The sequence below is a fragment of the Cellvibrio sp. ARAG 10.3 genome (assembly GCF_051846955.1).
Lineage (GTDB): Bacteria > Pseudomonadota > Gammaproteobacteria > Pseudomonadales > Cellvibrionaceae > Cellvibrio.
Window position 1 is genome coordinate 54,777 of the sequence record NZ_JBPYCU010000019.1, and the last position, 21,873, is coordinate 76,649.

General features: G+C 54.2%; 22 protein-coding genes. 16 read left to right on the forward strand and 6 right to left on the reverse strand.

All coding sequences use genetic code 11. From position 1 onward, the window contains the following. Positions 1-3 precede the first annotated feature (3 nt). The 6 genes from ACSV5M_RS18510 to ACSV5M_RS18535 all read left to right on the forward strand — a co-directional run bounded on the left by ACSV5M_RS18510 (position 4) and on the right by ACSV5M_RS18535 (position 7,992). Complete coding sequence (locus ACSV5M_RS18510) at positions 4-1,713, forward strand: AAA family ATPase (RefSeq protein WP_439178020.1); 1,710 nt, start codon at positions 4-6, stop codon at positions 1,711-1,713. Positions 1,714-1,718: 5 nt separating this feature from the next. After that, a complete protein-coding gene (locus ACSV5M_RS18515; protein ID WP_439178021.1) occupies positions 1,719-2,540 on the forward strand; it encodes a general secretion pathway protein GspB in 822 nt (273 codons plus the stop codon). Between the two features lie 48 nt (positions 2,541-2,588). Beyond that, positions 2,589-3,755, forward strand: coding sequence for an MFS transporter (locus ACSV5M_RS18520; RefSeq protein WP_439178023.1), 1,167 nt, complete (start codon positions 2,589-2,591; stop codon positions 3,753-3,755). A gap of 185 nt (positions 3,756-3,940) precedes the next feature. Beyond that, complete coding sequence (locus tag ACSV5M_RS18525) at positions 3,941-6,511, forward strand: protein kinase domain-containing protein (RefSeq protein ID WP_439178024.1); 2,571 nt, start codon at positions 3,941-3,943, stop codon at positions 6,509-6,511. A 76-nt stretch (positions 6,512-6,587) separates the two neighbouring features. Continuing rightward, positions 6,588-7,349 carry a hypothetical protein gene (locus ACSV5M_RS18530; RefSeq protein ID WP_439178027.1) on the forward strand — a complete coding sequence of 254 codons (762 nt, stop codon included), beginning with the start codon at positions 6,588-6,590 and terminating at the stop codon, positions 7,347-7,349. A gap of 91 nt (positions 7,350-7,440) precedes the next feature. Next, on the forward strand, positions 7,441-7,992 hold the full coding sequence (locus ACSV5M_RS18535) for a porin family protein (RefSeq protein WP_439178028.1): 552 nt from the start codon (positions 7,441-7,443) through the stop codon (positions 7,990-7,992). A 118-nt stretch (positions 7,993-8,110) separates the two neighbouring features. Here the strand turns inward: ACSV5M_RS18535 and bfr are convergent, their stop codons facing one another. Further along, entirely contained in the window at positions 8,111-8,581 is a 471-nt protein-coding gene (gene bfr / locus ACSV5M_RS18540; RefSeq protein WP_439178029.1) for a bacterioferritin, read from the reverse strand. Positions 8,582-8,797: 216 nt separating this feature from the next. Further along, positions 8,798-9,007 (reverse strand): bacterioferritin-associated ferredoxin, encoded by a 210-nt coding sequence (locus ACSV5M_RS18545; RefSeq protein ID WP_439178030.1) that lies wholly within the window; start codon positions 9,005-9,007, stop codon positions 8,798-8,800. A gap of 357 nt (positions 9,008-9,364) precedes the next feature. Here ACSV5M_RS18545 and ACSV5M_RS18550 point away from each other — a divergent pair, with 357 nt between their 5' ends. Both ACSV5M_RS18550 and ung read left to right on the forward strand, forming a co-directional pair. Beyond that, positions 9,365-9,967, forward strand: a complete 603-nt coding sequence (locus tag ACSV5M_RS18550) for a peroxiredoxin (RefSeq protein WP_439178031.1) — start codon at positions 9,365-9,367, stop codon at positions 9,965-9,967. Positions 9,968-10,115: 148 nt separating this feature from the next. Next, complete coding sequence (ung, locus tag ACSV5M_RS18555; RefSeq protein WP_439178033.1) at positions 10,116-10,802, forward strand: uracil-DNA glycosylase; 687 nt, start codon at positions 10,116-10,118, stop codon at positions 10,800-10,802. A gap of 8 nt (positions 10,803-10,810) precedes the next feature. Here the strand turns inward: ung and ACSV5M_RS18560 are convergent, their stop codons facing one another. Next, on the reverse strand, positions 10,811-11,647 hold the full coding sequence (locus ACSV5M_RS18560) for an HDOD domain-containing protein (RefSeq protein WP_439178034.1): 837 nt from the start codon (positions 11,645-11,647) through the stop codon (positions 10,811-10,813). A 57-nt stretch (positions 11,648-11,704) separates the two neighbouring features. Continuing rightward, positions 11,705-12,697, reverse strand: a complete 993-nt coding sequence (gene ygfZ / locus ACSV5M_RS18565; protein ID WP_439178035.1) for a CAF17-like 4Fe-4S cluster assembly/insertion protein YgfZ — start codon at positions 12,695-12,697, stop codon at positions 11,705-11,707. Between the two features lie 194 nt (positions 12,698-12,891). Here ygfZ and ACSV5M_RS18570 point away from each other — a divergent pair, with 194 nt between their 5' ends. The 3 genes from ACSV5M_RS18570 (at position 12,892) to ACSV5M_RS18580 (ending at position 15,047) form a co-directional block, all read left to right on the forward strand. Next, positions 12,892-14,223, forward strand: coding sequence for a GGDEF domain-containing protein (locus ACSV5M_RS18570; protein ID WP_439178037.1), 1,332 nt, complete (start codon positions 12,892-12,894; stop codon positions 14,221-14,223). Between the two features lie 70 nt (positions 14,224-14,293). Further along, the gene (locus ACSV5M_RS18575) at positions 14,294-14,545 is read left to right on the forward strand and encodes a succinate dehydrogenase assembly factor 2 (protein ID WP_439178039.1); all 252 of its coding nucleotides are present in this window, start codon (positions 14,294-14,296) and stop codon (positions 14,543-14,545) included. 82 nt (positions 14,546-14,627) lie between these two features. After that, entirely contained in the window at positions 14,628-15,047 is a 420-nt protein-coding gene (locus tag ACSV5M_RS18580; RefSeq protein ID WP_439178040.1) for a protein YgfX, read from the forward strand. 4 nt (positions 15,048-15,051) lie between these two features. Here ACSV5M_RS18580 and ACSV5M_RS18585 read toward each other — a convergent pair whose 3' ends face one another. Continuing rightward, a complete protein-coding gene (locus ACSV5M_RS18585) occupies positions 15,052-16,119 on the reverse strand; it encodes a WD40/YVTN/BNR-like repeat-containing protein (protein ID WP_439178041.1) in 1,068 nt (355 codons plus the stop codon). A gap of 157 nt (positions 16,120-16,276) precedes the next feature. After that, positions 16,277-17,896 (reverse strand): L-aspartate oxidase, encoded by a 1,620-nt coding sequence (gene nadB / locus ACSV5M_RS18590; RefSeq protein ID WP_439178042.1) that lies wholly within the window; start codon positions 17,894-17,896, stop codon positions 16,277-16,279. A 426-nt stretch (positions 17,897-18,322) separates the two neighbouring features. Between nadB and rpoE the strand changes: the two genes are divergently transcribed. The 5 genes from rpoE (at position 18,323) to arfB (ending at position 21,873) form a co-directional block, all read left to right on the forward strand. After that, complete coding sequence (rpoE, locus tag ACSV5M_RS18595; RefSeq protein WP_439178044.1) at positions 18,323-18,913, forward strand: RNA polymerase sigma factor RpoE; 591 nt, start codon at positions 18,323-18,325, stop codon at positions 18,911-18,913. Between the two features lie 272 nt (positions 18,914-19,185). Continuing rightward, on the forward strand, positions 19,186-19,893 hold the full coding sequence (locus ACSV5M_RS18600) for a sigma-E factor negative regulatory protein (RefSeq protein ID WP_439178045.1): 708 nt from the start codon (positions 19,186-19,188) through the stop codon (positions 19,891-19,893). Positions 19,894-19,898: 5 nt separating this feature from the next. Next, positions 19,899-20,897, forward strand: coding sequence for a MucB/RseB C-terminal domain-containing protein (locus ACSV5M_RS18605; RefSeq protein ID WP_439178047.1), 999 nt, complete (start codon positions 19,899-19,901; stop codon positions 20,895-20,897). 98 nt (positions 20,898-20,995) lie between these two features. After that, on the forward strand, positions 20,996-21,454 hold the full coding sequence (locus ACSV5M_RS18610; RefSeq protein ID WP_439178048.1) for a SoxR reducing system RseC family protein: 459 nt from the start codon (positions 20,996-20,998) through the stop codon (positions 21,452-21,454). Further along, positions 21,454-21,873 carry an alternative ribosome rescue aminoacyl-tRNA hydrolase ArfB gene (gene arfB, locus ACSV5M_RS18615; protein WP_439178050.1) on the forward strand — a complete coding sequence of 140 codons (420 nt, stop codon included), beginning with the start codon at positions 21,454-21,456 and terminating at the stop codon, positions 21,871-21,873. The genes ACSV5M_RS18610 and arfB overlap by 1 nt, the downstream gene beginning before the upstream one ends.

Consider the following 21,873-nt stretch of genomic DNA (forward strand, 5'->3'; position numbering starts at 1 on the left):
ACCATGTATCACAATTTTTTCGGACTGAGTGAACAAGCCTTTTCCATCGCGGTAAATCCTCGTTATTTATATATGAGTGACCAGCATCGCGAAGCGCTTGCCCATTTGTTATACGGTATCCAGATCGGTGGGTTTGTACTGTTGACCGGTGAGGTCGGCACGGGCAAGACGACGATTATTCGCTGTTTACTGGAGCAGATGCCGGACAACACCGATATTGCGATCATCCTTAATCCCATGGCCAGCGCGCCGGAACTGTTATCGACCATCTGCGACGAACTGGGTGTGCGTTACATCGTCGATGGCTGGAGTACCAAAGACCTCACCGATGCGCTGCATCACTTCCTGCTGGAAAATCACCGCAAAGGCCGCAAGACGGTGTTGTTGATTGATGAGGCGCAGCTACTCAAGCCCACCGTGATGGAACAGATTCGTTTGCTGACGAACCTCGAAACCACCACTGAAAAATTGCTGCAAATTATCCTGGTCGGCCAACCGGAATTGAAAAAATTGCTCGCCCGGCCTTCATTGCGCCAGTTGTCCCAACGTATCACCGCACGTTTTCATCTGGAAGCTTTATCCCTGGCGGAAACCCATGCTTATATTGCGCACCGGTTGCGCATTGCCGGTATGCCGGATAACCGCAATCCCTTTACCGACCCTATCGTCAAGCGTATCCACAGTTTCAGCGGCGGCATTCCGCGGTTGATCAACATTATCTGCGAACGGATTTTGTTGGGTGCCTACGGCAAAAACCGCACGGTGATTGACAACGAAATCTTTGAACAGGCGGCGCTGGAGGTGTCGGGTACCAAGGCACACCTGACCAAGCCGAGCCGCCTGCCGGTGATGCCGGAAAAATGGCTCTACGCGCTGGCAGGGGTGGCCGCAACCCTGGTGTTGGCGGTGATGATCTGGTTCCTGGTGCCTTCATCGCCCACCGGGCCGGTTAGCGAGGCGGTAGCCGCTGTGCCGGTTAGCAGTAGCAGTGCGGCGCAATCCTCCTCGGCAGCCTCGATCCAGGCTCAGGCAAGCTCGGTGGTTGAGAGTAGTGCATCGACGGCGGCTTCTTCCGCTGCGGTTCGGGAAGAAATTGTCTTCTGGAGCCGGGATGAAGGGCGCGCGCGTCAGGCGTTGTTGACTTATCTGGGCGCGACCGCCGGTACCGGCTGTGCCGGCTCGGGCGAAGAGGGCTACGCCTGCGAAACCACCCGTATGACCACCTGGAATGAGTTGCGCGATCTTAATCGTCCCGCCGTGCTGACCTTGGTAACGGCCGACCGGAAACTGGCTTATGTGCTGGTTGTCGGTCTGGGCGAGGAGAATGCACTGTTGCTGCGCGATGGAACGGAATTCACCGTGCCCTGGAGCCGCATCGCCGAACTGTGGAACGATGAATTGCTGTATATCTGGTTCCGTCCCGCCGGTTTCGACACGCCCCTGATGACTGGCCAGCGTGGGCCTGCCGTCAATTGGCTCGCAGACCAGTTCGCCAAACTTGATCGCCAGGATTCACCGTTAGCGCGCAATGTGTATAACGACAAATTGAAAAAACGGGTGGAATTGTTTCAGGAAAGTCAGGGCATCAAGCCCGATGGAATTGTGGGCGCGCAGACTTTGCGGCGGCTCAATGAAGTATTGGGCATCGATAAAGCCCTGATTACCCTGGAGGATCGCAAGTCCAGCGCCTCCTCTCGTAGCGAGAGCGAATAACCACCATGTCATTGATTCTTGATGCCCTGAATCGCGCAGACCGCGAGCGTAAAAATTCGCAGCCTACGCCAGACATCAACACGGTCCACGAAGTCAGTTATCGGCCGGGTGGTGCGCGGGTACCGACCTTGTGGATTGTAGGCGGGGTATTGTTGGTCGCGCTGGTGATCTTGCTGGCTTACCTGTTGTTGCAAGCCCGCCAGCCGTCCACCCCAACCGCATCTCCGGCAGCCATAACAGAGGAAACCCTTGTGCAGCCGCCTACCCCGCAAGCTGCAGCGCTGACGCCGAGCACACCGGTCGTGCCCGCTGATCCAGCACCGGATAAGACGCCTGCTGAATCATCCGCCAAACCCTCCGAAGCGGTCCATTCGCTCTACGCTGAAACCGATGCGCCAGCAGTAGACGAGAAGATTAACGATCTCTATAAACCCGTGGAAGAACCGCCGGTGGTTGAGTCTGTGCCCGTACAGGTACCGGCAGTAACCTCCGTATCGCTGCTGGATAACCCCTCGACAACAGAAGCGCCCCCGGCACCCCGGCCAGCCGCCGGAGCAGGCAAGCGTTACGATGCCATCGACAATGTGCCGGACTTGCGCCAGTTGCCCTGGAGTGTGCAGCAGGAGATTCCCTCGATTATCTATTCCCAACACAATTTCACCGGCGATGGGTCGAGCAATGTGGTCCTGAACGGCCAGCCCCGTCGCGCGGGTAATCAGGTCGGCGGGCAACTGAACCTGGAAGAAATATACGTCGACGGGGTGTTGTTGCGTTTCCGCGAACACCGCTTCAAGCTGCGCGCCCTGAACAACTGGGTGAATATGTAGTGTCTGGTCCCTTCCGAATCTTCCCGTCAACCACCGGCGGAGTTAAGCATGTCCTATAGCGCCGTGTTGCTCGGACTTTGCCAGTTCCTGTTTATGGCTTCGGTCGCCGTGGGGATCAGCTTCAACGGTCTGGTGGGCGAGGATCTCGCGCCGTCGCCGGGCCTGGCGACGCTGCCTTATCTGTTTATTACCGCCAGTACTGCCGCCCTGACCCTGATATTGCCACGCGTATTTGCCGCCCTGGGTTATCAGGGCGGTTTTATGGGGGGCGCGTTTATGGGGCTGGTCGGTGGTTTGCTGGCGGCGTGGGCGGTCTGGCAAGCCTCGTTTGTGCTGTTTTGTCTGGCGGGCTTGTTGATCGGTATTTATCAGGCATCCGCCCTCTATTACCGCTTTGCAGCGGCAGATGCGGTGACTGATCCGCACAAGGGCACGGCCATCGCGTGGGTACTCAGTGGCGGTATCCTGGCTGCGCTCTTCGGGCCGATGCTCGGCAGCCTCGGCCTTCATCTGCTGGAGCGAGAGTACGTGGGTTCCTACTTTCTCGTTGCCCTGCTGGCCTTGGCCGCCTTGCCGGTGATCCTTTTCAGCCGTTTGCCGGCGCGGCAGCTAGCCGACGTTGAGCGGCCACCCATTCCCCTGGCCGAACTGTTGCGGTATCAGCAGATCAAGCCGGCCATGGTGTTCTGCGCCGGCGGCTACGCCATGATGATGTTGGTGATGCTCGCCAGTCCCCTGGCGATGCAGGGCTGTGGCTTTGGTGCCGCGGATGCCGCCAGTGTTATCCAGTGGCATCTGCTCGGCATGTTTGCACCCTCACTTATCACCGGCCGTTTCATTGGCCGGTTTGGTCCACAACCGGTGGCGCTGGTCGGGTGCGTGGTGCTCGCGTCGGGGTGTGTGTTGGCGTGGCTGGGGCAGGCATTGGTGAACTTCCATATAGCGCTGCTGCTGGTGGGCGTGGGTTGGAACTTGATGTACATGGGCGGCAGTACCCTGCTAACCCAGGTAGCGGACAGCTATGTGCGTGGCCGTTTACAAGCGCTCAATGAGTTTGCCACCTACGCGGTCATGACGGTAACAGCCGGCGTGACCGGATGGATCTACCACCAACTGGGTTGGCAATTGCTTGTCGCTACCGCTGCCGCATTCGTGCTGGTGATCCTGTGCGTCATGCTGGTACGGGCGTGGCGTGGGCCAGTGGCGGCGCGCTAGGTTTGGTCCATGCGGCACCGCTTCGCTGTATCGGCGGTAAAGGCTGCTATATTTAGTGGGCTCCGGCGATAGGGCCGGGCTCTTGCTGATGTAACTCGGCAAATCCAGCCACAGGATTTGCCTCACACGATGCGGTGGGCAAGATGCGTTGCCCATCGATTCTTGAACGCTCGGTATACAGATAGATGCAGATCGACATTCCTGGTTACAAAATCGTCAGCACGCTTGGCCAGGGTGGTATGGCGACGGTCTATCTGGCGATACAGACCTGTTTCGAGCGCGAGGTCGCGCTCAAGGTCATGGCGCCCCACCTGTGTACCGACGCCAGCTTCGGCGAGCGTTTCCTGCGCGAGGCGCGCATCGTCAGCCGGTTGATGCACCCCAATATTGTCACGGTTTACGACGTGGGTATTCATGAGGGACTGTATTACCTGTCCATGGAATACCTGCCGGGACACGACCTCAAACACAAGCGTTTTGATCTCAATCTGGTGGAGTCGCTGAAGGTCGTTAAAGACGTCGCGCGCGCGCTGGATTATGCAGGTCGCAAAGGCTACGTCCACCGCGACGTAAAACCGGAAAACATCATGCTGCTCGACGAAGACGGTCGGGCGGTATTGATGGACTTCGGTATCGCCCGGCCTTCGGATGTGGCGTCCGGCATGACCCAGACGGGCACAGCCATCGGCACGCCGCATTACATGAGTCCGGAGCAGGCAAAAGGGCTGTCGGTAGATAGCCGGGCGGACCTCTATAGTCTGGGGGTGGTGTTGTTTGTGCTGCTGACCGGGCGCGTGCCTTTCGATGCGGATTCAGCGGTCGTGGTAGGCATCAAGCATGTGTCGGAGGCCATTCCCCGCTTGCCCGACCACTTATACATGTTTCAGCCCATCATCGACCGTGTGATGGCTAAAACCCCGGATGAGCGCTATCAGACCGGCAGTGAGCTGATCGCTGACCTCGACACTATCACCAATGACCAGATCCTGGCGGCGATACGCGCAGAGGACGCCGTTATGGATGCGGCGGTCGGCGATGAGCTGTCGCCGACCATGGTCAACCCCTCACCAATCCTCACGGGTGAGCAGATAGTGACTCACCCTAATACGGCGCTGGCCGATATGCCCTCGGCCATTGAGCCTTATCACGAACCGGTATCGACAGCGCCGTCAGAAGATAACCTGACGGCGTTGCCGTCGAGCTTCTCCATCAGTGAAGAGGAGCGGGCCGAGCACCGCCATTACACCGCCGTAGCACCGGCAGCCCAGTCCAATGGTTGGGTGGGTTTTGTCGTGCTGCTATTGGTGATTGGTGGCGTATTCTATTTTCGTGACGACCTGCGCCTGTATTGGCAGGACCATGTCAGGTCGGCGCTGGGGTTTGGACAACCACAATCGGCTGGCGAGCAAGCCGTATCGAGCCTGGCGCTCTCAAGTTCGCCGGCGGAACAGGTATTGATACCCGCAGCCCCGTTACCGCAAGCGCCCGCCGAGGCGAACGCCAGTGCGCCGGATTTATTGCAGCAGGCGCGGGATTTGCGGGCGCAACTGACCAGCAACCCTGAGGTGGCGCCGGATCTCGTCATCATCTACCGCGCCGCCATGGTCGGTACTGATCCGGTTCAGCAAGCAGGTGGTCGCGAGGGATTGGCGGAACTGCAACATTTTTATGCCGCCAGCATCATTGGTGAACTGGACGTTGATAACCTTGCCTCTGCGCAGGCTTATGGCGAAACCGCGCGCTCGCTGTTTAGTGAGGTGGAGCGCAATGCAGCATTATTCGACGCACTGAATCGTCTGGAGCAACAGGAATCCCTGCAAAGTCGCCTGCAACAAGCCCAGGCGTATCTGCACGAGGGCGTGCTGGATGAACCCACCGGAGCCAACGCACTGGAGCTGTATCGCGCCGTCCTCACCGAAGATCCGGCCAATAGCGAGGCGAGAGCCGGCATACTTGCCGTGGCGCAACGCTTTGGGCAACTGGCGCAGGAGAAAGCGGAGCAGGGCGTCAAAGTTGCTGCATTGGAGCTGGTGGATAAAGGACTGGCACTGGCACCGGCTGACTCGGAACTGCTCCGGCAGCAGGCGGCATTGCGCGAACAGGTACAGCAACAGCAAACCCGGGATCAAGCCTTGCTCAAAAAGGCAGAATCCCAGCATATGGCGGGGCGGGTTATTGAGCCCCCAGGCGACAATGCTTATGAAACCTATCGCTCGATACTCGCGCGCAATGGATCAAATCAAGCCGCACTGGAGGGTATTGCCCGCATCGAGCAGACCTTGGTGAACAATATCCAAGGGTTGATCGAACGTCACCGCCTGCTGGATGCCCAAAGCGCCATCGCCAGTGCGCGCGAACGCTTTCCCCGCAGTCAGGCGTTACTCGCCCTGAAGGTTCGCGCGGAGCAGTTGCTTGAGCAGAACCAGCCAACAATTGGCCACATGGTGATCAGCAACCGCGAGATAAGCGATATCCAACAAGCGCAAGCCGAGACGATACCAGCGGATCGTGTGATCTTTATCGGCTTTGAATACCAGAATTTCAAAGATGGCACCTCGGTTCTGCAAGCCGTACTTTATGATGGCGCGCGCAGCATACAAATGGCGCAGGTTCCAGTCATCGTCAGCGGCAGTCAGGGCATCCAGTATTTCCGTATTGAGCAACCTATTGCGGGGTTTGCCGAGGGCGGTTACCAGGTTGATCTGATACTCGATGACCAGACTTTGGAAACCACTCGTTTCAACGTCAAGAAGTAACATTCCCTATACAAGACGTAACATCCCTTATAATCATTGCTCCGTTGCTCCCGCACACCCTAATTGAGGACGCCTCATGAAATCACCCTATATCCTGCTGCTCGCAACCGTGTTTCTGGGCGCGTGTCAGATGCAGCCCGATATCCAGCAGATCAGGGATCAGAACCGCCAATTAAGCAGTGATTTGCAGCGGGCACAATCGGATATTGCGCAGTTGAAAGACCAGGAGCTGCGTTTGCGCGAGGAAATCGCGGAGTTGAGCCGCGTCAATGATGTGCTTGATGTCGAAAAAATGTCGCGCATTCAGGAATCTTCAGTATTGCGCAGCCAGGTGCGTCGTTTTGTACAAAGCCAGATCGATGCCTACAAAGATTTCATGGTATTGGGCGGGCTGTTGGACTATGTCGGCGGGGAGCTGGTTGAGCGCAGCAGCCAGGAAGACCAACCCTTACTATTGGTTGATCTGGCTAACCCTATCCCCGCGTCAGGCACCTTGACGGGAGTGGGAGGCTACTTTGCCAAACCTGGTAAATTCAGTGTAAAAGTGCTGCGCCCGATGGATGACAAGTTGGTCGTGATTTGGGACAGTAATCCCCTGCAGGTATACCAGACCGGTATCAACCAGTTAAATTTTCCCGTCAGTGTGGTGGTGGAGGCGGGCGATGTCATCGCGTACCATTTCGCTGAAGGCGTGCTGGTCAGCTTTGATGAAGGGACCGGTGATACGCGCTTCCAGAGCGAAGCGGTAAAACTGGGCGAGCTGCTCAAGCCCGGTTCCTTGTCGGGCGCTAAACGCAAACGGGCATACTCCCTGGGCGTTTACGGTTTGTTGAACTGAATACAGACGCCGTTATCACTTGCCGGGTATTTTATTCGCTATAGTTAGCAACCCCGGTTTTTTTACATCAACAAGAATAATGGAATGGTTTATGAAGCGTTTACTTGCTGTAGCAATGTCATTGATGTCGGTCTGCGCGGTGGCGGACAACGCACGCGGCTTCTACGTCGGTGCAGGCATGACAGAATTTATGTATGACGATGAAATGATCAATGTGGGCAACGCCCGCACCGCTGAAATTCTGGGCGGTTACAAATATAACGCTGCGCTGGGTGTGGAAATTCGCTACGGCACCGGCGTGAATGAAGGTGAGAGCAAAGGGGACAATGGTCTGCCCGGCCGGCTGGAGCGGGATATCGACAGTTATTATGCGGTGTATTACAAGCCTGAGCTGATCAACGATGAAGCCAAGCTGTATTTATTGTTGGGTTATATGGATGTGGATTCCACAGAATCCGTTGTCGCTGCCGACGGCAGTACAATATCGAAGTTGGATATCTCTGAATCCGGTGCATCCTATGGCGTGGGTATCGGGTTTATCCTCAATGAGCGATTTAATTTTAATATCGAATACCGCACCTTGCCTGAGCAAAATAATGTAGAAACCGAGATCGTCAGCGCGAATTTTGACTATCGTTTTTGATCCTGGGTTTTAAAGAAAAAGAAACGGGGCTCTGTTGCCCCGTTTTTTTTTACGTTGGCTTTTTTGCTGGCTATACGCCTGTTTTATCAGGAAGCCCTTTATCAGGAGTCCCTTTTTATCAAGAACCCATCTTGCTTTGCAGGTAGTTTTGCAAGCCAACGGTGTCGATGAGGGACAATTGGGTTTCCAGCCAATCCACATGCTCTTCTTCAGACTCCAGAATGTCTTTGAGCAAATCGCGGCTGATAAAGTCATTCACCGATTCGCACAAAATAATCCCTTCGCGTAAATCCGGGATCGCTTTAAGCTCCAGGTTCAAATCTGATTTCAGCATCTCCTGGGTGTTTTCACCGATATTTAATTTGCCCAGATCCTGTAAGTTCGGAATGCCTTCCAAAAACAAAATGCGTTCAATCAGCGCATCAGCGTGTTTCATTTCATCAATAGATTCGTGGTATTCATGGTCGGCCAATTCCTTCAGGCCAAAATTCTTGTACATACGTGCATGCAAGAAATACTGATTGATGGCCACCAGCTCATTGCCCAGTACCTTGTTCAGTACTGCAATTACCTTGACGTCGCCTTTCATAGTCGTCTCCTTAAGAGCGGTGAGGGGATAAACACGGTTAGATGATGTGCCAGGACAAAGATGGGCCTGTCGTTGGCGTATTAGACCGACAGTCTGGCCGTATTTATGCGAGTCGTCAAGGCTAAGTGCTTGATCAGTAAGGGAAAATAAACAAGATGAAGAAGTATTCTTATTGCGTTTTACATTGCTCCCTTAGCAGGAGCAAAGCGTAAAGAATCAGGCGACCGCGTAATACTGAGGATATCCGTTGGCGGTGGGAACTTCAGCGAGGGTTTCCTGGATAATCTCACGTGCAGAAATACCGCACTTGCCGCATTGGCTGGCAACCCCGAGGCATTTACGCAGTTGGCCAACAGAGGTGGCACCATCGTAAATTGCTTCTTTGATCTGGCTGTCAGTAATACCTTTGCACAAGCAGACGTACATAATGTGGGCTCTCAAGAATGTTGAGGTGAGTACGCGAAGATATTAATGTTAATGAGAATCTGTGTCAATCATACCTGAGAATAATTGTTATTTAATAATCTTAGCGAAGGGAGCCGCACGTCTTACTCATCAAAAGGTTATAGCGAAAAGTGTTATGAGGTTATATAGAAAATTAATAAGACTGATTGGATGGGGTGTGTATCATAGCTGACTGCTATTGGCTAATTAGTTTTTGATTGGTAAAACCTTGCGCAATTGGCGCAGTCTTTAGTTGTTCGGCATATTCCGAATCCCTATTTCCGGGTATGAAGTGTCTTCATACCATTTTTTCAACCCGTCACATACAGGAGAATCGACATGGGCGTATTAGTAGGTAAACCAGCACCGGATTTCACAGCTGCCGCTGTTCTGGGCAATGGTGAGATTGTTGACAGTTACACCTTATCCTCTGCTATCAAAGGCAAAAAAGCCGTAATTTTCTTTTACCCGCTGGACTTCACCTTTGTATGTCCTTCCGAGTTGTTGGCGTTTGATCACCGCATGAGCGAGTTCCAGAAGCGCAATGTGGAAGTCATCGGTGTATCTATCGACTCCCAGTTCTCTCACAACGCCTGGCGTAACACCCCCGTTAACGACGGCGGTATCGGTCCGGTCAAGTACACCCTGGTAGCGGATGTTAAGCACGAAATCTGCCGTGCTTACGACGTTGAATCAGAAGGTGGTGTGGCTTTCCGTGGTTCATTCCTGATTGACGAAGAAGGTGTTGTACGTCACCAGGTTGTGAACGATCTGCCGCTGGGCCGTAACGTAGATGAGATGCTGCGTATGGTTGATGCTCTGGCTTTCCACCAGGAGCACGGCGAAGTATGTCCAGCCGGTTGGAAAGAGGGCGATGCAGGTATGGACGCATCACCTGCCGGTGTGGCCAAGTACCTGAGCCAACACGGCGACAAGCTCTAAGTTATCCGTTTTGGCTGATCAAGAACCCGGCTCACAAGGCCGGGTTTTTTTATGCCTGTTTCGGTGCAGGAGCCGGATTTCTGTTAGCGATTTTGTACGGTGGCTGTTAGATTACGGCCTTTGTTTGACAGGACAGGCCCAAATCCCTATGACGAGTGCTACACGCAAGATTGACCTTGATCCAAGTTGGCTGGAACATCTGGCTCCGGAATTTGAAAAACCTTACATGGTGCAACTGAAAGAATTTTTGTTGCAGCAGAAGCAAATGGGTAAGGTGATTTTCCCTCCTTCCAAGCAAATCTTTAACGCCTTCAACACCACACCATTGGACCAGGTCAAGGTGGTTATCCTCGGGCAAGATCCTTACCACGGTCCCGGTCAGGCACACGGGCTGTGTTTCTCGGTTCAGCCGGGTGTGGATGTGCCGCCTTCGTTGCAGAATATCTTTAAGGAAATCGCGCGCGACCTGGGTATCGCGCCTCCGGGGCATGGTTGTTTGCAGGCGTGGGCGGAGCGAGGTGTGCTATTGCTGAACGCGACCTTGACCGTAGAACGCGCGCGCGCCGGATCGCATCAGGGGCAGGGTTGGGAACAATTTACCGACCGCGCCATTCAGGTGGTGAATGAGCAGTGCGAGGGCGTGGTGTTTATGCTGTGGGGCAGTTACGCGCAGAAGAAAGGCCAGTTGATCGACACCCATAAACACCTGGTGCTCAAGTCACCGCACCCGTCGCCTTTGTCAGCCCATCGCGGTTTTATCGGCAACGGGCATTTTTCCAAAGCTAACGACTATCTGCAGCAACAGGGCAAGGCGCCAATTGACTGGCGTTTGTAGCACGCCAACTAATTCAGTAGCGCCATCGCGGCTTCCATCTCGGCGGACAGATCTTCCGACTCTGCCAGTTGGATATCCGGGTCCATACCCAGGCGTTCAAAGGCGGTGACCTGGTGATAATCCACTTGCCCCATCGGTGAATCCGTACCCACATAACTTTGCAGCATGGCCACGGTAACAATGTCAGCATAATCGGCTTTTGGCGCTTGTCGGGTGAAATCCACATGCTGGGACGGGATGTGGGCCAATTCTTCCGGGAATCCCCAGGTTTTCAGAATCAGGTCGCCGATAGGCGCATGCAGGTTGTCGATCACCTTATCGAGGGTCAGGCTGTCATTCAGTAGTGCGGGATTTTCTTCAGCGTAGGTCAGGATGGGCAGCACGCCGATCTTGTGAATCAAGCCGGCCAGCGTGGCCTGATCCGGCCGCAGGCGCGTGTAATGTTTGCACAGCACATGGCAAATGCCCGCAATCTCACTGGAACGGCTCCATACATCGCGCATGCGCATATCAACCAGGTCAGATGTGGCCTGGAACATCTGCTCCATCGCCAATCCCGTGGCAATATTGCTGGTGTACGCGATTCCCAGGCGCATAACCGCCGCTTTAAGGTCTTCAATAGGGCGGCTTGCTCTTAATAAGGGGCTGTTGGCCACCCGCACAATGCGGGCACTCAGCGCGGCATCGTTGCCGATAACTTGCGCAAGCTTTTCCAGATCGGCATTGGGATCGTCAGCAACCTCCCTGACGCGCAGTGCGACTTCAGGTAAGGTTGGTAATACCAGGCGGTCGTTTTTGATAGCGGTAATTATTTCCTGGCGGACTTTTTCTACGATTAAGCTCATCGGTGGCCCTGCATGTCGAAAGGTGGAACGGCCGCACATGCGGCATCTAAAGAGTCATCAGGTATTTTCTTCACTAGGTATAGCATAGGGAAGCGGCAGGTGTTCGAGTTTTTTATGCCCGAGCCAGGCATCGGTGAGTTGTGCATCAATGATGTTGACCAATGCTTCAACCCGTTGCGGACTGGCGTAGGCCGCCATGACAATCTCGCCTGTCGCGTTGCCCTGGTTGTTATTGACGGCGGTGCCCGGTAGCGGCAGTGCGGCTTCATCGGCGATAAAAGTAAAACGCTGCATGTGTCGCTTTAGCGTGCCGCGATAATGCAGGCGCGCCACGATTTCCTGGCCGGTGTAGCAACCTTTGCGAAAATTTACAGCGTTGACCAATTGGTAATTGAGTGATTGCGGGGTAAACAGCTCATCACTTTCTGGTCGTACTTCACCGATACCCGCGCGAATATCCAGCAACGTCCAATAATTTTCCGCAGCGGGATGTGTGTGTTGGGACAGGGCTGCAAGCACCGGCTCCGCATCCCCGGCCAGCCAGCATTCATAACGCTGTTGATCGAGTTTGATGATGATATGGTCACCTGCTGCAACCCACTCATCGATGTGTTCGGGTGCCTGGCCAAGCGTGGTACGCAGGAGCGATTCGGCTGCCGGTCCATGCAATCCAACCCGACGATAATGTGCGCTGTGATCAACTAATTTGGCTTTGGAAAACACAATGTATTTTCCAAACGTTGCCAGGGCTTTCTCAATCAAACCACCGTGCATGCGCAGCAGGATGCGTTGTTCATCCACTTGCAGTGCGCGAAAGCTCAACAACATGCGCCCTTTAAGATTGCACTGCGCGCCCAGGCGCGTAACGTGATTGGCTAATTCCCGGACATCGCAGGTGACCTGGCCCTGTAAAAATTTCGCAGCATCCGGGCCCTCTACGCCCAGCAGCGCGTAGTGGCCGAGATCCGCAAGACAGGTTTGCGTATTGAAATCGGGGCTATCAATCAACTTGAGCAGGGATTGATCAGCGATTGTCAGTTGTTCAGTCAAGATCCAACTCCACAAGTAATTTGTTCTCAGATGATGCACGCCATGATAGAGCTATCCGCTGGCTAACAACAGTGCCAGCGCTCGTTAAGCGACGTAATTATTCAGCATTCCCGGCCTGCCTGACTATACTGACAGATAACCTGACTGAGCTGGCCTTGATGATGCTGGCCGCGACACATAATGAATAGGATGTTATGAAGCGCAACACCGAATACCGCCATTACGCCAAAATTCGCGGCAGCAGTTATTACAAGTTGTTGCTGTGCTGTTTGCTGACGCTGGTGGCCATGTATGCGCACCGTTTTTTCCCCACCAGGAATTTAGTTTTGGCGCCGTCTTCCGAGATTGCGGCGTATTTATACATGAGTGAATCGCCCAGTGGGGAATCACAGGTATATTGGCTGGATACTGAACAATTACGCTGGCGTTGCGTGGTTGTAGCAGATGGGCAGGATTATACCTGCGGCTTTCATATTATTATCGGTGGTGGCCAAGGCACCGAGGGGCTCGACCTGTCCGGCTACGACACGATTTATGTGGATATTGATTACACCGGCAGCGACAAGCGATTGCGATTTTATATGCGTAATTACGAGCCGGGGTTTTCTGATATTAATCGCATCGACACAGCGAAATTTAATAATGTTTATATTCCCAGCCAATTTGTGAATGATCCTTTGACGCTCCAGCTAAAGGAATTTTCAGTCGGTGAATGGTGGGTGACGTCTTATCAGGTGCCGCGTGAATTTTCCCAGCCAAATTTTCGCAATGTTGTCGCATTCGGGATTGATTTAAGTTATCCGGCGCCCATAGGCCAGCATGATTTTAAATTGAATCGGCTGGAATTTGTGGGGCTCTGGATTTCGGCGGAGCGTTGGTATTTCAGCATCCTGGTGTTCTGGATCTTCGTGATAATTGCCGCAGGCGCAATCAAGCTGGCCGCCTTGCGCCGCAGCGTCATGGTGGAGCGTTTGCGTCTGGCAAAACTGGCCAATCAAAATAATTTACTGGCCCAGCAGAGCGATAAATACAAACAACTGTCCATGACGGATCATCTCACCGGGCTGCTGAATCGCCAGGGCGTAACAGATTATATTGAGGACCATTTTGGCGCGGGTGTTGAGCGGCAGGTGTCGCTACTGATTATTGATATTGATCACTTCAAGCGAATTAATGACACACTCGGACACGAGGGTGGTGATAAGGTATTGCGTGCAATTTCCGCATTGATAACCGACAACATTCGCCAGACGGATCGTGCGGCGCGTTGGGGTGGGGAGGAGTTTATTGTGATTCTTCCCGACTCGCAGCCTGAGGATGCCTACCACACGGCTGAAAAATTACGCAGCAAGATCGCCTGTACCCGGTTTGAGGATTTTCCGCAGCTTGTAGTGACGGTCAGCATAGGCGTTGGGTCGCATCAATGTAAGGATGCCTTTCACCACCTGTTCCGCCGGGTGGATGTGGCGCTTTATCAAGCCAAGGCGCAGGGGCGCAACCGTACCGTTGTCGCCGCCACACCATAACCTTGCTGGCGACGGGAATGAATTGCGTTATACTGCGGGACCGTTTTATCAGGTTAGCAGGTAGTCAATCGTGGAGATAAACCGTTTATTTTGGGGAAGCCGGCGCGGCATGTTAGAGCTGGATTTGATCCTGCTGCCCTTTCTGGAAAATGTGTATCCCGGCCTGCCGCAAGACGATAAAGAACGTTATTGGACATTGCTGGAATCTGAAGACCAGGACATGTACGCCTGGTTTATCAACCGTGAAGATCCCCAGGATCCGAATCTACAAAGGATTGTTGACATTGTTCGCGCTAATACCGGGCTTCAGAAAAAAAGCTGACGCGCCGTCCTCTGGTTGCACTTCCCGCCGCGCTTCTCATTACCCTTCGCCTTGCGAGCCGGCAAGATCGCCCGCGTTAGAGGTGTTGGCGGTTCCTCTGCGGCCTTCCCGTCAACTGTGGTATGCCCAATGTCTTATGCATGCTGCGCTGGCGATCAGTGTGACAATGGCGGTGATGCCGTTGGTATTCGTGCAACCATCCTGGGGTTTTTTATGGTTGGCAGGTATGGCGGGTTTGTCGATTAGTCTGCGTGCGTGTTACCGACATTGGCGCAGCTTGCCCTGCGTGTTGCGCATAACCGAGCAGGGGTGGGTGCTTGATCACGGCGACAGTCAGCGCGCTATTATCCTTGCAGATGACGCCGTGGTGTTGTCCTGGTTAATAGTGTTGCCCTGTCGTGATAAAAACAACCAGGCAAGCCTGCACATCGTTATCCTGCCCGACAGTACATCGCCTGATATGCATCGCCGTCTGCGCGTCTGGTTGCGCACACGGCGTTAAACACTTACAAAAAACTGACCTTCATGATACCCCCGCGATACAGCCCCAGATATAAAACAGTACGTTCGCCTTCCTTCACTGCTAACAAACTCCGGACACCACCAAAAAGCGATTGGCTGGGGTACAGATATTTTGACCAATTGGCACCGCCATTTTTTGAAATCTCCAGAATCAGGGGTTGCGGTGTGTCCCAATTCTTATCCCAACCGGCCGTGTAAAGTGTTTGGGGATCATCCGGGTCAAGCGCTACGTCAAAATAAAAACGGTAGTCCACATCGCCTAGTAAATTGGTCCAGGTTTCACCGTTATCCGTGCTTTCCAGTACACCGCCTTCACCGCTGGCCAACACACGTTGATCATTGGTTGCATCAAACTGTATGCCGTAAATAACGCTGGGATTGGGCAGTAAGTCGGAATAGCTGCGTTCTTCTTCGGTATCCAGCGAATACACCCGCAACACTAATTGTTCCAGTGCATTTTGGCCGCCATACCAGATTTCATTGGTGGCCTGATTGCGTTTCACAATGGTTTTGCGTTGGCCGAATCCATGCCATTCGCCGCTCAAAATTTCCCAGTTACGCCCGTCATCCAGAGAGCGTGCCAACACTTCAATACCGGTTGCGTAAAGCGCATTGTTATCGTCGTCGTAGTGCAGGCCATGGATCGCTTCCGGATCTGCCTCGCCGCCGAAATTATGGGTCACTGCGGTCCAGGTGGCGCCGCCGTCCGTGGTTTCCCGCAGATCATATTGTGCGATTTCATCAACGAGGCGCGATGTCGACGCCAGAAAATGGTCATCATCCAGAAACGCGATATCTAACACTTCGCTGTCGCCCAGACCCTTTGCCTGCCAGCGGCCATTGCCTTTGACTTTGCTGTAGAGCCCCCGATCTGTCGCGGCAAAGAGTTGTCCGTCGTGTTCATACAGGCGCAGGACAATCCGCCCCTGGAGGCCATCCGGTGCGATCCCGAAGTCCGCCTTGGGTGGTTTGTCATCGCTGCCGCAACTCGCCAGGAAAAACAGGCTGAGGCACACCAGAGCAAATGAACGGACGAAGAATGTGACACGCATGTAAGCAGCTCCATTGAATGATTTTCATTGAACAGAGTATGCAGTGCGTGAAAAAAAGGAGTGGTAAAAAATTGTACCTGCTTGTGAGAATCTGTAACGAGTCGGCGGCGGTGCATGCATCAATGTTAAAGGTGCACACACCGGCCGCCCGACATGATCAATCCTTGCTGACCACAATATCCTGCCCGGCGAAATTCATCGGCACCAGGATGGTATCGCGGGCAACAGCAGATTTTTTAGGGTAATCGAGGGAAAAGTGTAAACCGCGACTTTCCTTGCGTTCGATAGCAGAACGAATAATCAGCTCCGCAACCGTGGCGAGGTTACGCAATTCAATCAAATCGCTGCTGACTTTGTAGTTGCTGTAATACTCGGCAATTTCCTTGCGCAATAACTTGATGCGATGGGTCGCCCGCTCCAACCGTTTGTGGGTGCGCACGATGCCGACGTAGTCCCACATAAACCGGCGCAATTCATCCCAGTTGTGTGAGATCACCACATCTTCATCGGAATTGGTCACGCGCGATTCGTCCCATTGTGGTGACGGGTCGGGTTCGCGAATGTCGGGCAGGTTGGCGAGGATATGTTCAGCCGCCGATTGCGCGTACACAATGCATTCCAGTAACGAATTGCTCGCCATGCGGTTGGCGCCATGCAAGCCGGTAAAGGAGGTTTCGCCGATGGCGTAAAGGTTTTGCAAATCGGTTTGACCGTTTTTATCCACTACCACGCCGCCACAGGTGTAATGCGCGGCCGGTACCACGGGAATGGGTTCTTTGGTGATGTCGATACCAAACTCCAGGCAACGTGCTTTCACCGTGGGAAAATGTTCGCTGATAAATTCCGGCGACTTGTGGCTGATATCCAGATACACACAATCGCAACCCAGGCGTTTGATCTCATGGTCGATAGCGCGTGCCACAATATCCCGCGGAGCCAACTCGGCTCGCTCGTCAAAACGCGGCATAAAGCGCTCGCCGTTTGGCAAACGCAGGTAGGCGCCTTCACCGCGCAAGGCTTCGGTAATCAAAAAGGTTTTCGCTTTCGGGTGATACAGGCAGGTGGGGTGGAACTGGTTAAATTCCATATTGGCAACACGGCAGCCAGCGCGCCAGGCCATGGCGATACCATCGCCACTGGCGCTGTCCGGGTTGCTGGTGTAAAGGTACACCTTGCTGGCACCGCCCGTGGCCAGCACCACCACCTTGGCCTGGAATACATGCACGTGGTCGTCTTCATGGCTCAGGGCATAAGCGCCGGTGCAACGCAATTTGCGTGAGCCGGCATCCGCCTGGGTAATGAGGTTGATGGCCACATGGTGTTCAAAAATATGCAGGTTATTTTGCTGGGCGCGCTCCAGCAATGTGCTGTGCACTGCCTGGCCGGTCGCATCGGCACTGTGGATGATACGGCGATGGCTGTGCCCGCCTTCCTGGGTAAGGTGGTAATCCTCCTTACCGCTTTCCTTGGTAAAACTCACACCCTGGTCAATCAACCATTGGATGGCGCCTTTACTGCGTTCCACCGTAAACCGTACCGCGTCTTCATGGCACAGGCCAGACCCGGCCACCAGGGTGTCAGCGACATGGGCATCAATAGAATCCTGATCGTCCAATACCGCCGCAATACCGCCCTGGGCAAACCAGGTAGAACCTTCGTTGGCCGCACTCTTGCTGAGTAGCGCGACCTTGGCATGGGTGGCAAGGTTGAGGGCCAAGGTCAGCCCGGCAGCGCCGGAACCTATGACCAATACATCGTGGTTGTAGTGTTTGTTCATCAATACGGTCCGTATCAGGAAATCGTTGCAAGACCGGCTTTATCAATACCGGGTCTTCAGCGGCCGTGCAGTATATACAAGCCGGTGCTCCAGTTTAACGCCCGCACCGGTTGTCCTCTACAGGGATTTTTAGGCGTCCTGTTTACCGCCGGGTCATATATACGCAAGCTTGTGTGGGCTGGCTTACTGACAGGATGATAAAGCCCGGTATGATAGGTGGCGCCTGAACTTTTCTGATGGGGGTGAGTCTATCTGCCAGTTCGAAATGAGCCCCTGTCTGCGATTTAAAGGCTTTCATCTTCGCAAGTGATTGATTGTGCAGTATTAACTTTTGCAGGTAAGCTGTGCACTCATAACAATTCATAGCCGCAGGGCTGGGTCTTATCTGACTTCGGTGGTCCCGAAGTGCTTGGGGGTTTTAGCAGAATGACAGCGCAAATAGCGCAAGATGCGGATCAACAACTGGTTGAACGCGTTCAAAAAGGCGATAAACGTGCCTTTGACTTGCTCGTAATCAAGTACCAACACAAAATCCTGGCGATCATCAGCCGCTTTATTCGCGATCATGCCGAGGTTCATGACGTAGCCCAGGATGCCTTTATCAAGGCTTACCGGGCGCTGCCCAACTTTCGTGGGGACAGCGCTTTTTACACCTGGATGTATCGCATCGCGATCAACACCGCCAAGAACCATCTGGTTGCGCGCAACCGCCGTCCGCCCGCCAGCGATGTCGAAGTGGATGAGGCAGAATTCTATAACGGTAACGATGCATTAAAAGAAATGAATACCCCGGAGCATAACCTCCTGACGGAGGAGTTGCAGACGGTGATTGATCAGGCGATTCGCGACCTTCCGGAAGACCTGCGTACCGCAGTGACCTTACGCGAGATGGAAGGGCTCAGTTACGAAGATATCGCCGCGATCATGGATTGCCCGGTCGGTACGGTCCGCTCGCGGATCTTTCGCGCACGGGAAGCTATCGACAAGCGAATTCACCCGTTGTTAAGCGAAGTTTGAATCCCGGCAAGTGGACTGGCGATGCGCTGGAACGGAGCAAAATCTGTAACCGAATGAAACATTTAACGCTTCGCTTCGACATTTAATGCATATTTTTTTAACTAAACTTAACGAAAACTGGCACGGCGCTGAACCTTTGTAAAACTGTCGTGTCTTTTGCAACAAGTACAACTCGTTGCAGTTAGACGGGTAAATGCGAAAAGCACTATTAAGCCCCCGCGTCATCGGCAAGCGGGTTTCCACGAGATGTCTATACAGAGGTAAATCTCAGCATGACACAGCAAAATACCCATCATCCATTGGCAGAATCCCTTTCCGCGCTGATGGATAATGAAGCCTCGGAATTGGAATTGCAGCGTGTTCTTAAAGCCAGCGACGCTGATTCAGAGGTGAAAGCGACCTGGTCCCGCTATCAAGTTGCCCGTGCTGCCCTCCATCGTGACCTGCCAATGCTTGAAGTGGGTGACTTTGCAGCCCGTGTCAGCGCTGCGCTGGAGCAGGAAGAAACTCACAACCTCACATCGACTACCCCGGCGACCCCGGAAAAGAAAGCCGTGCAATGGTGGCAAAATGTTGCCCGCTTTGCGGTGGCTGCATCGGTGGCTGGTGGTGTAGTGCTGTTTGCCCAGAATTTCGGTGGTATCGCGCCGGAAGCGCCGGCAGCGCTAGCCGCAACATCCCAGGCAGAGGTGCCGACCACCGCCGTGGTTCCCGCACCTTCATTACCGGCAGGATACCATGCACAACCCCTGAGCGCCCGCGCTGTGGGTTTGCAAACCGGTTATGAATCGCGCCAGCAGGATAATCGCCAGGTGATCTTCGTGCCGCTGCCCAGCTCGCAGACCGCAGCCCAGGTCTCGGACGACGAAGTGCGCGATTACCTGAACAAGTTAATTGAAGAACATGCCGATAACGCGGCATTGAACAGTGGTCAGGGTATGCTACCCTTTGCGCGAGTCGTGTTGACCGAAGAAGATTAATCCCTATGCGTAAAGCTGTATTGATTCGCTCGTTGAGCGGCCTGTTGTTATTGCAGGCCGCTCAATTTGTTTTTGCCCAGGCAGAAACACAAACTCCTTCCCAAGCCCAAGCCCAAGCCCAAGCCCAAGCCCAAGCCCAAAGCCTGCAGGCGCTGTTTGCCAAGATGTCCCGGGTGTCGCACAACCTGAATTATCAGGGCTCTTTCACCTACGAACACCAGAACACCAGCATCTTGCAGGGTTTTCGTGTATCCCACTGGGTGGAAGAGGGCGTTGAACACGAACGCCTGTTATACCTGAACGGGCCCGAGCGTGAGATTGTCCGCCACGGCCAGGCGCTGGACTGTTTTTCTCCCGGCGACCAATTGCTGCAAGGGCGCCTGAGTTCGATTGGCTCGCGCCTGATCGGGCTCGATGAGTTATATCAATTCCAGATTCGCTACACCGAGCGTGTAGCGGGGCGCATGGCGACCGTACTGCAAGTCGTCCCGCGTGACGAATTTCGTTATGGCTACGTGTTGAGCGTGGATCAGGAAACCGGCCTGGTCCTTAAGTCCCTGATGATCGACGGCACCGGGCGCATACTGGAGCGCTACCAGTTCCTGGAGTTGGATCTGAATCCGGACATCAAACAATTGCAGGAAGCCCCGGCAGCCAAGCTGCACCGTGTGGCCAACGCCGAATTGGGTGGCTGTAATAAAACCCAGGGCGGCGAGCCGGAAGGCTGGAGCTTGAAGTGGATTCCAACCGGCTTTGCCTTCGTGGGCCAACAGAAGGTGCGCGCATCCACCGATATGTTGATGTTCACCGATGGCCTGTCCACCTTCTCTGTATTCATTGAACCGGCTTCCAGCCAGCCTCCGGAGGGTATCGGGCAGCGCGGCGCTACCGTGGCGTTTATGAGCAAGGTAACGCGCAATGACCAGCCCCATCGCCTCACCGTTGTGGGAGAAATCCCTGCGGTAGCGGCGGAGCAAGTCGCCGCCGGTGTTGAGGCCAAGTAAATCCGCTGATAACGGGTGGAACTTCCACCCGTCTTGCCGTCGAAGTCGTATCACAATTCCTGCATAATGCGCCCCTGAACTGTCCATGAGGTGGTGGCATGATCCATGAAAAAGGCCGCATCGTAGCCATAGAGCCGGAAGGCATTTGGGTAGAGACCATCCAGCGCTCTACCTGCAATTCCTGTAGCGCTGAAAAAGGCTGCGGCCAAAGCCTTATGGCAAAACTCAGTGGCCACACCTCATACCTGTGGGTTTTGCTCCAGGGCCGCGATGCGACGCAATACCAGTTGGGTGATGAAGTGGAAATCGGGGTACCGGAAAGTGTGGTGGTAAACGGTTCGCTGTTTGCGTACCTGGTGCCGCTGTTGGCGATGCTGCTGGCAGCAGGTGTGGCGCAGCAACAATTTGCCCACGAGGGCATCACCATCCTCTCTGCATTTATCGGCCTTATTGCGGGCGCTCTGGTGGTTCGCTGGCGCTCGCATCACAGCCGCTTTGACAGCCGCTTGCAGCCCGTCCTGATTGATGATCAAAAACCGTTGCGTATTCACCCCTGATGCTGCGTATTACTTCCAGTGTATGTGTTCCCCTCCACGAGATTGAGCTGACGGCTATCCGCGCGCAGGGCGCGGGCGGGCAAAATGTCAACAAAGTCTCCAGTGCCATTCATTTGCGTTTTGATGTACGCGCTTCATCGCTGCCGGACGCCTGTAAAGAGCGGCTGCTGCAGGTGCAGGATAATCGGATGTCAGCGGAGGGAGTGATTGTGATCAAGGCGCAACGCTTCCGCACCCAGGAAAAAAATCGCGAAGACGCGCTGGAACGCCTAACCGAGATGATTGCAGCCGCGATCAAGGTAAACAAAACCCGCCACGCAACCAAACCGACGCTCGCATCCAAAAAGCGGCGCATCGAAGGCAAAGCCAGGCGCAGCGGTGTCAAACAAATGCGCGGTAAACCCTCAGCCGATTTTTGA

Bases quoted from the DNA above. Each gene is read 5' to 3' on its own strand.
- arfB (WP_439178050.1), top strand. From the start codon at position 21,454: ATGCTGCGTATTACTTCCAGTGTATGTGTTCCCCTCCACGAGATTGAG.
- ACSV5M_RS18560 (WP_439178034.1), bottom strand. From the start codon at position 11,647: ATGAGCTTAATCGTAGAAAAAGTCCGCCAGGAAATAATTACCGCTATC.
- ACSV5M_RS18545 (WP_439178030.1), bottom strand. From the start codon at position 9,007: ATGTACGTCTGCTTGTGCAAAGGTATTACTGACAGCCAGATCAAAGAA.
- ACSV5M_RS18550 (WP_439178031.1), top strand. From the start codon at position 9,365: ATGGGCGTATTAGTAGGTAAACCAGCACCGGATTTCACAGCTGCCGCT.
- ACSV5M_RS18510 (WP_439178020.1), top strand. From the start codon at position 4: ATGTATCACAATTTTTTCGGACTGAGTGAACAAGCCTTTTCCATCGCG.
- ACSV5M_RS18535 (WP_439178028.1), top strand. From the start codon at position 7,441: ATGAAGCGTTTACTTGCTGTAGCAATGTCATTGATGTCGGTCTGCGCG.
- ACSV5M_RS18525 (WP_439178024.1), top strand. From the start codon at position 3,941: ATGCAGATCGACATTCCTGGTTACAAAATCGTCAGCACGCTTGGCCAG.
- ACSV5M_RS18520 (WP_439178023.1), top strand. From the start codon at position 2,589: ATGTCCTATAGCGCCGTGTTGCTCGGACTTTGCCAGTTCCTGTTTATG.
- ACSV5M_RS18600 (WP_439178045.1), top strand. From the start codon at position 19,186: ATGACACAGCAAAATACCCATCATCCATTGGCAGAATCCCTTTCCGCG.
- ACSV5M_RS18530 (WP_439178027.1), top strand. From the start codon at position 6,588: ATGAAATCACCCTATATCCTGCTGCTCGCAACCGTGTTTCTGGGCGCG.
- ACSV5M_RS18585 (WP_439178041.1), bottom strand. From the start codon at position 16,119: ATGCGTGTCACATTCTTCGTCCGTTCATTTGCTCTGGTGTGCCTCAGC.
- rpoE (WP_439178044.1), top strand. From the start codon at position 18,323: ATGACAGCGCAAATAGCGCAAGATGCGGATCAACAACTGGTTGAACGC.
- ACSV5M_RS18610 (WP_439178048.1), top strand. From the start codon at position 20,996: ATGATCCATGAAAAAGGCCGCATCGTAGCCATAGAGCCGGAAGGCATT.
- ACSV5M_RS18605 (WP_439178047.1), top strand. From the start codon at position 19,899: ATGCGTAAAGCTGTATTGATTCGCTCGTTGAGCGGCCTGTTGTTATTG.
- bfr (WP_439178029.1), bottom strand. From the start codon at position 8,581: ATGAAAGGCGACGTCAAGGTAATTGCAGTACTGAACAAGGTACTGGGC.
- nadB (WP_439178042.1), bottom strand. From the start codon at position 17,896: ATGAACAAACACTACAACCACGATGTATTGGTCATAGGTTCCGGCGCT.
- ACSV5M_RS18515 (WP_439178021.1), top strand. From the start codon at position 1,719: ATGTCATTGATTCTTGATGCCCTGAATCGCGCAGACCGCGAGCGTAAA.
- ACSV5M_RS18570 (WP_439178037.1), top strand. From the start codon at position 12,892: ATGAAGCGCAACACCGAATACCGCCATTACGCCAAAATTCGCGGCAGC.
- ung (WP_439178033.1), top strand. From the start codon at position 10,116: ATGACGAGTGCTACACGCAAGATTGACCTTGATCCAAGTTGGCTGGAA.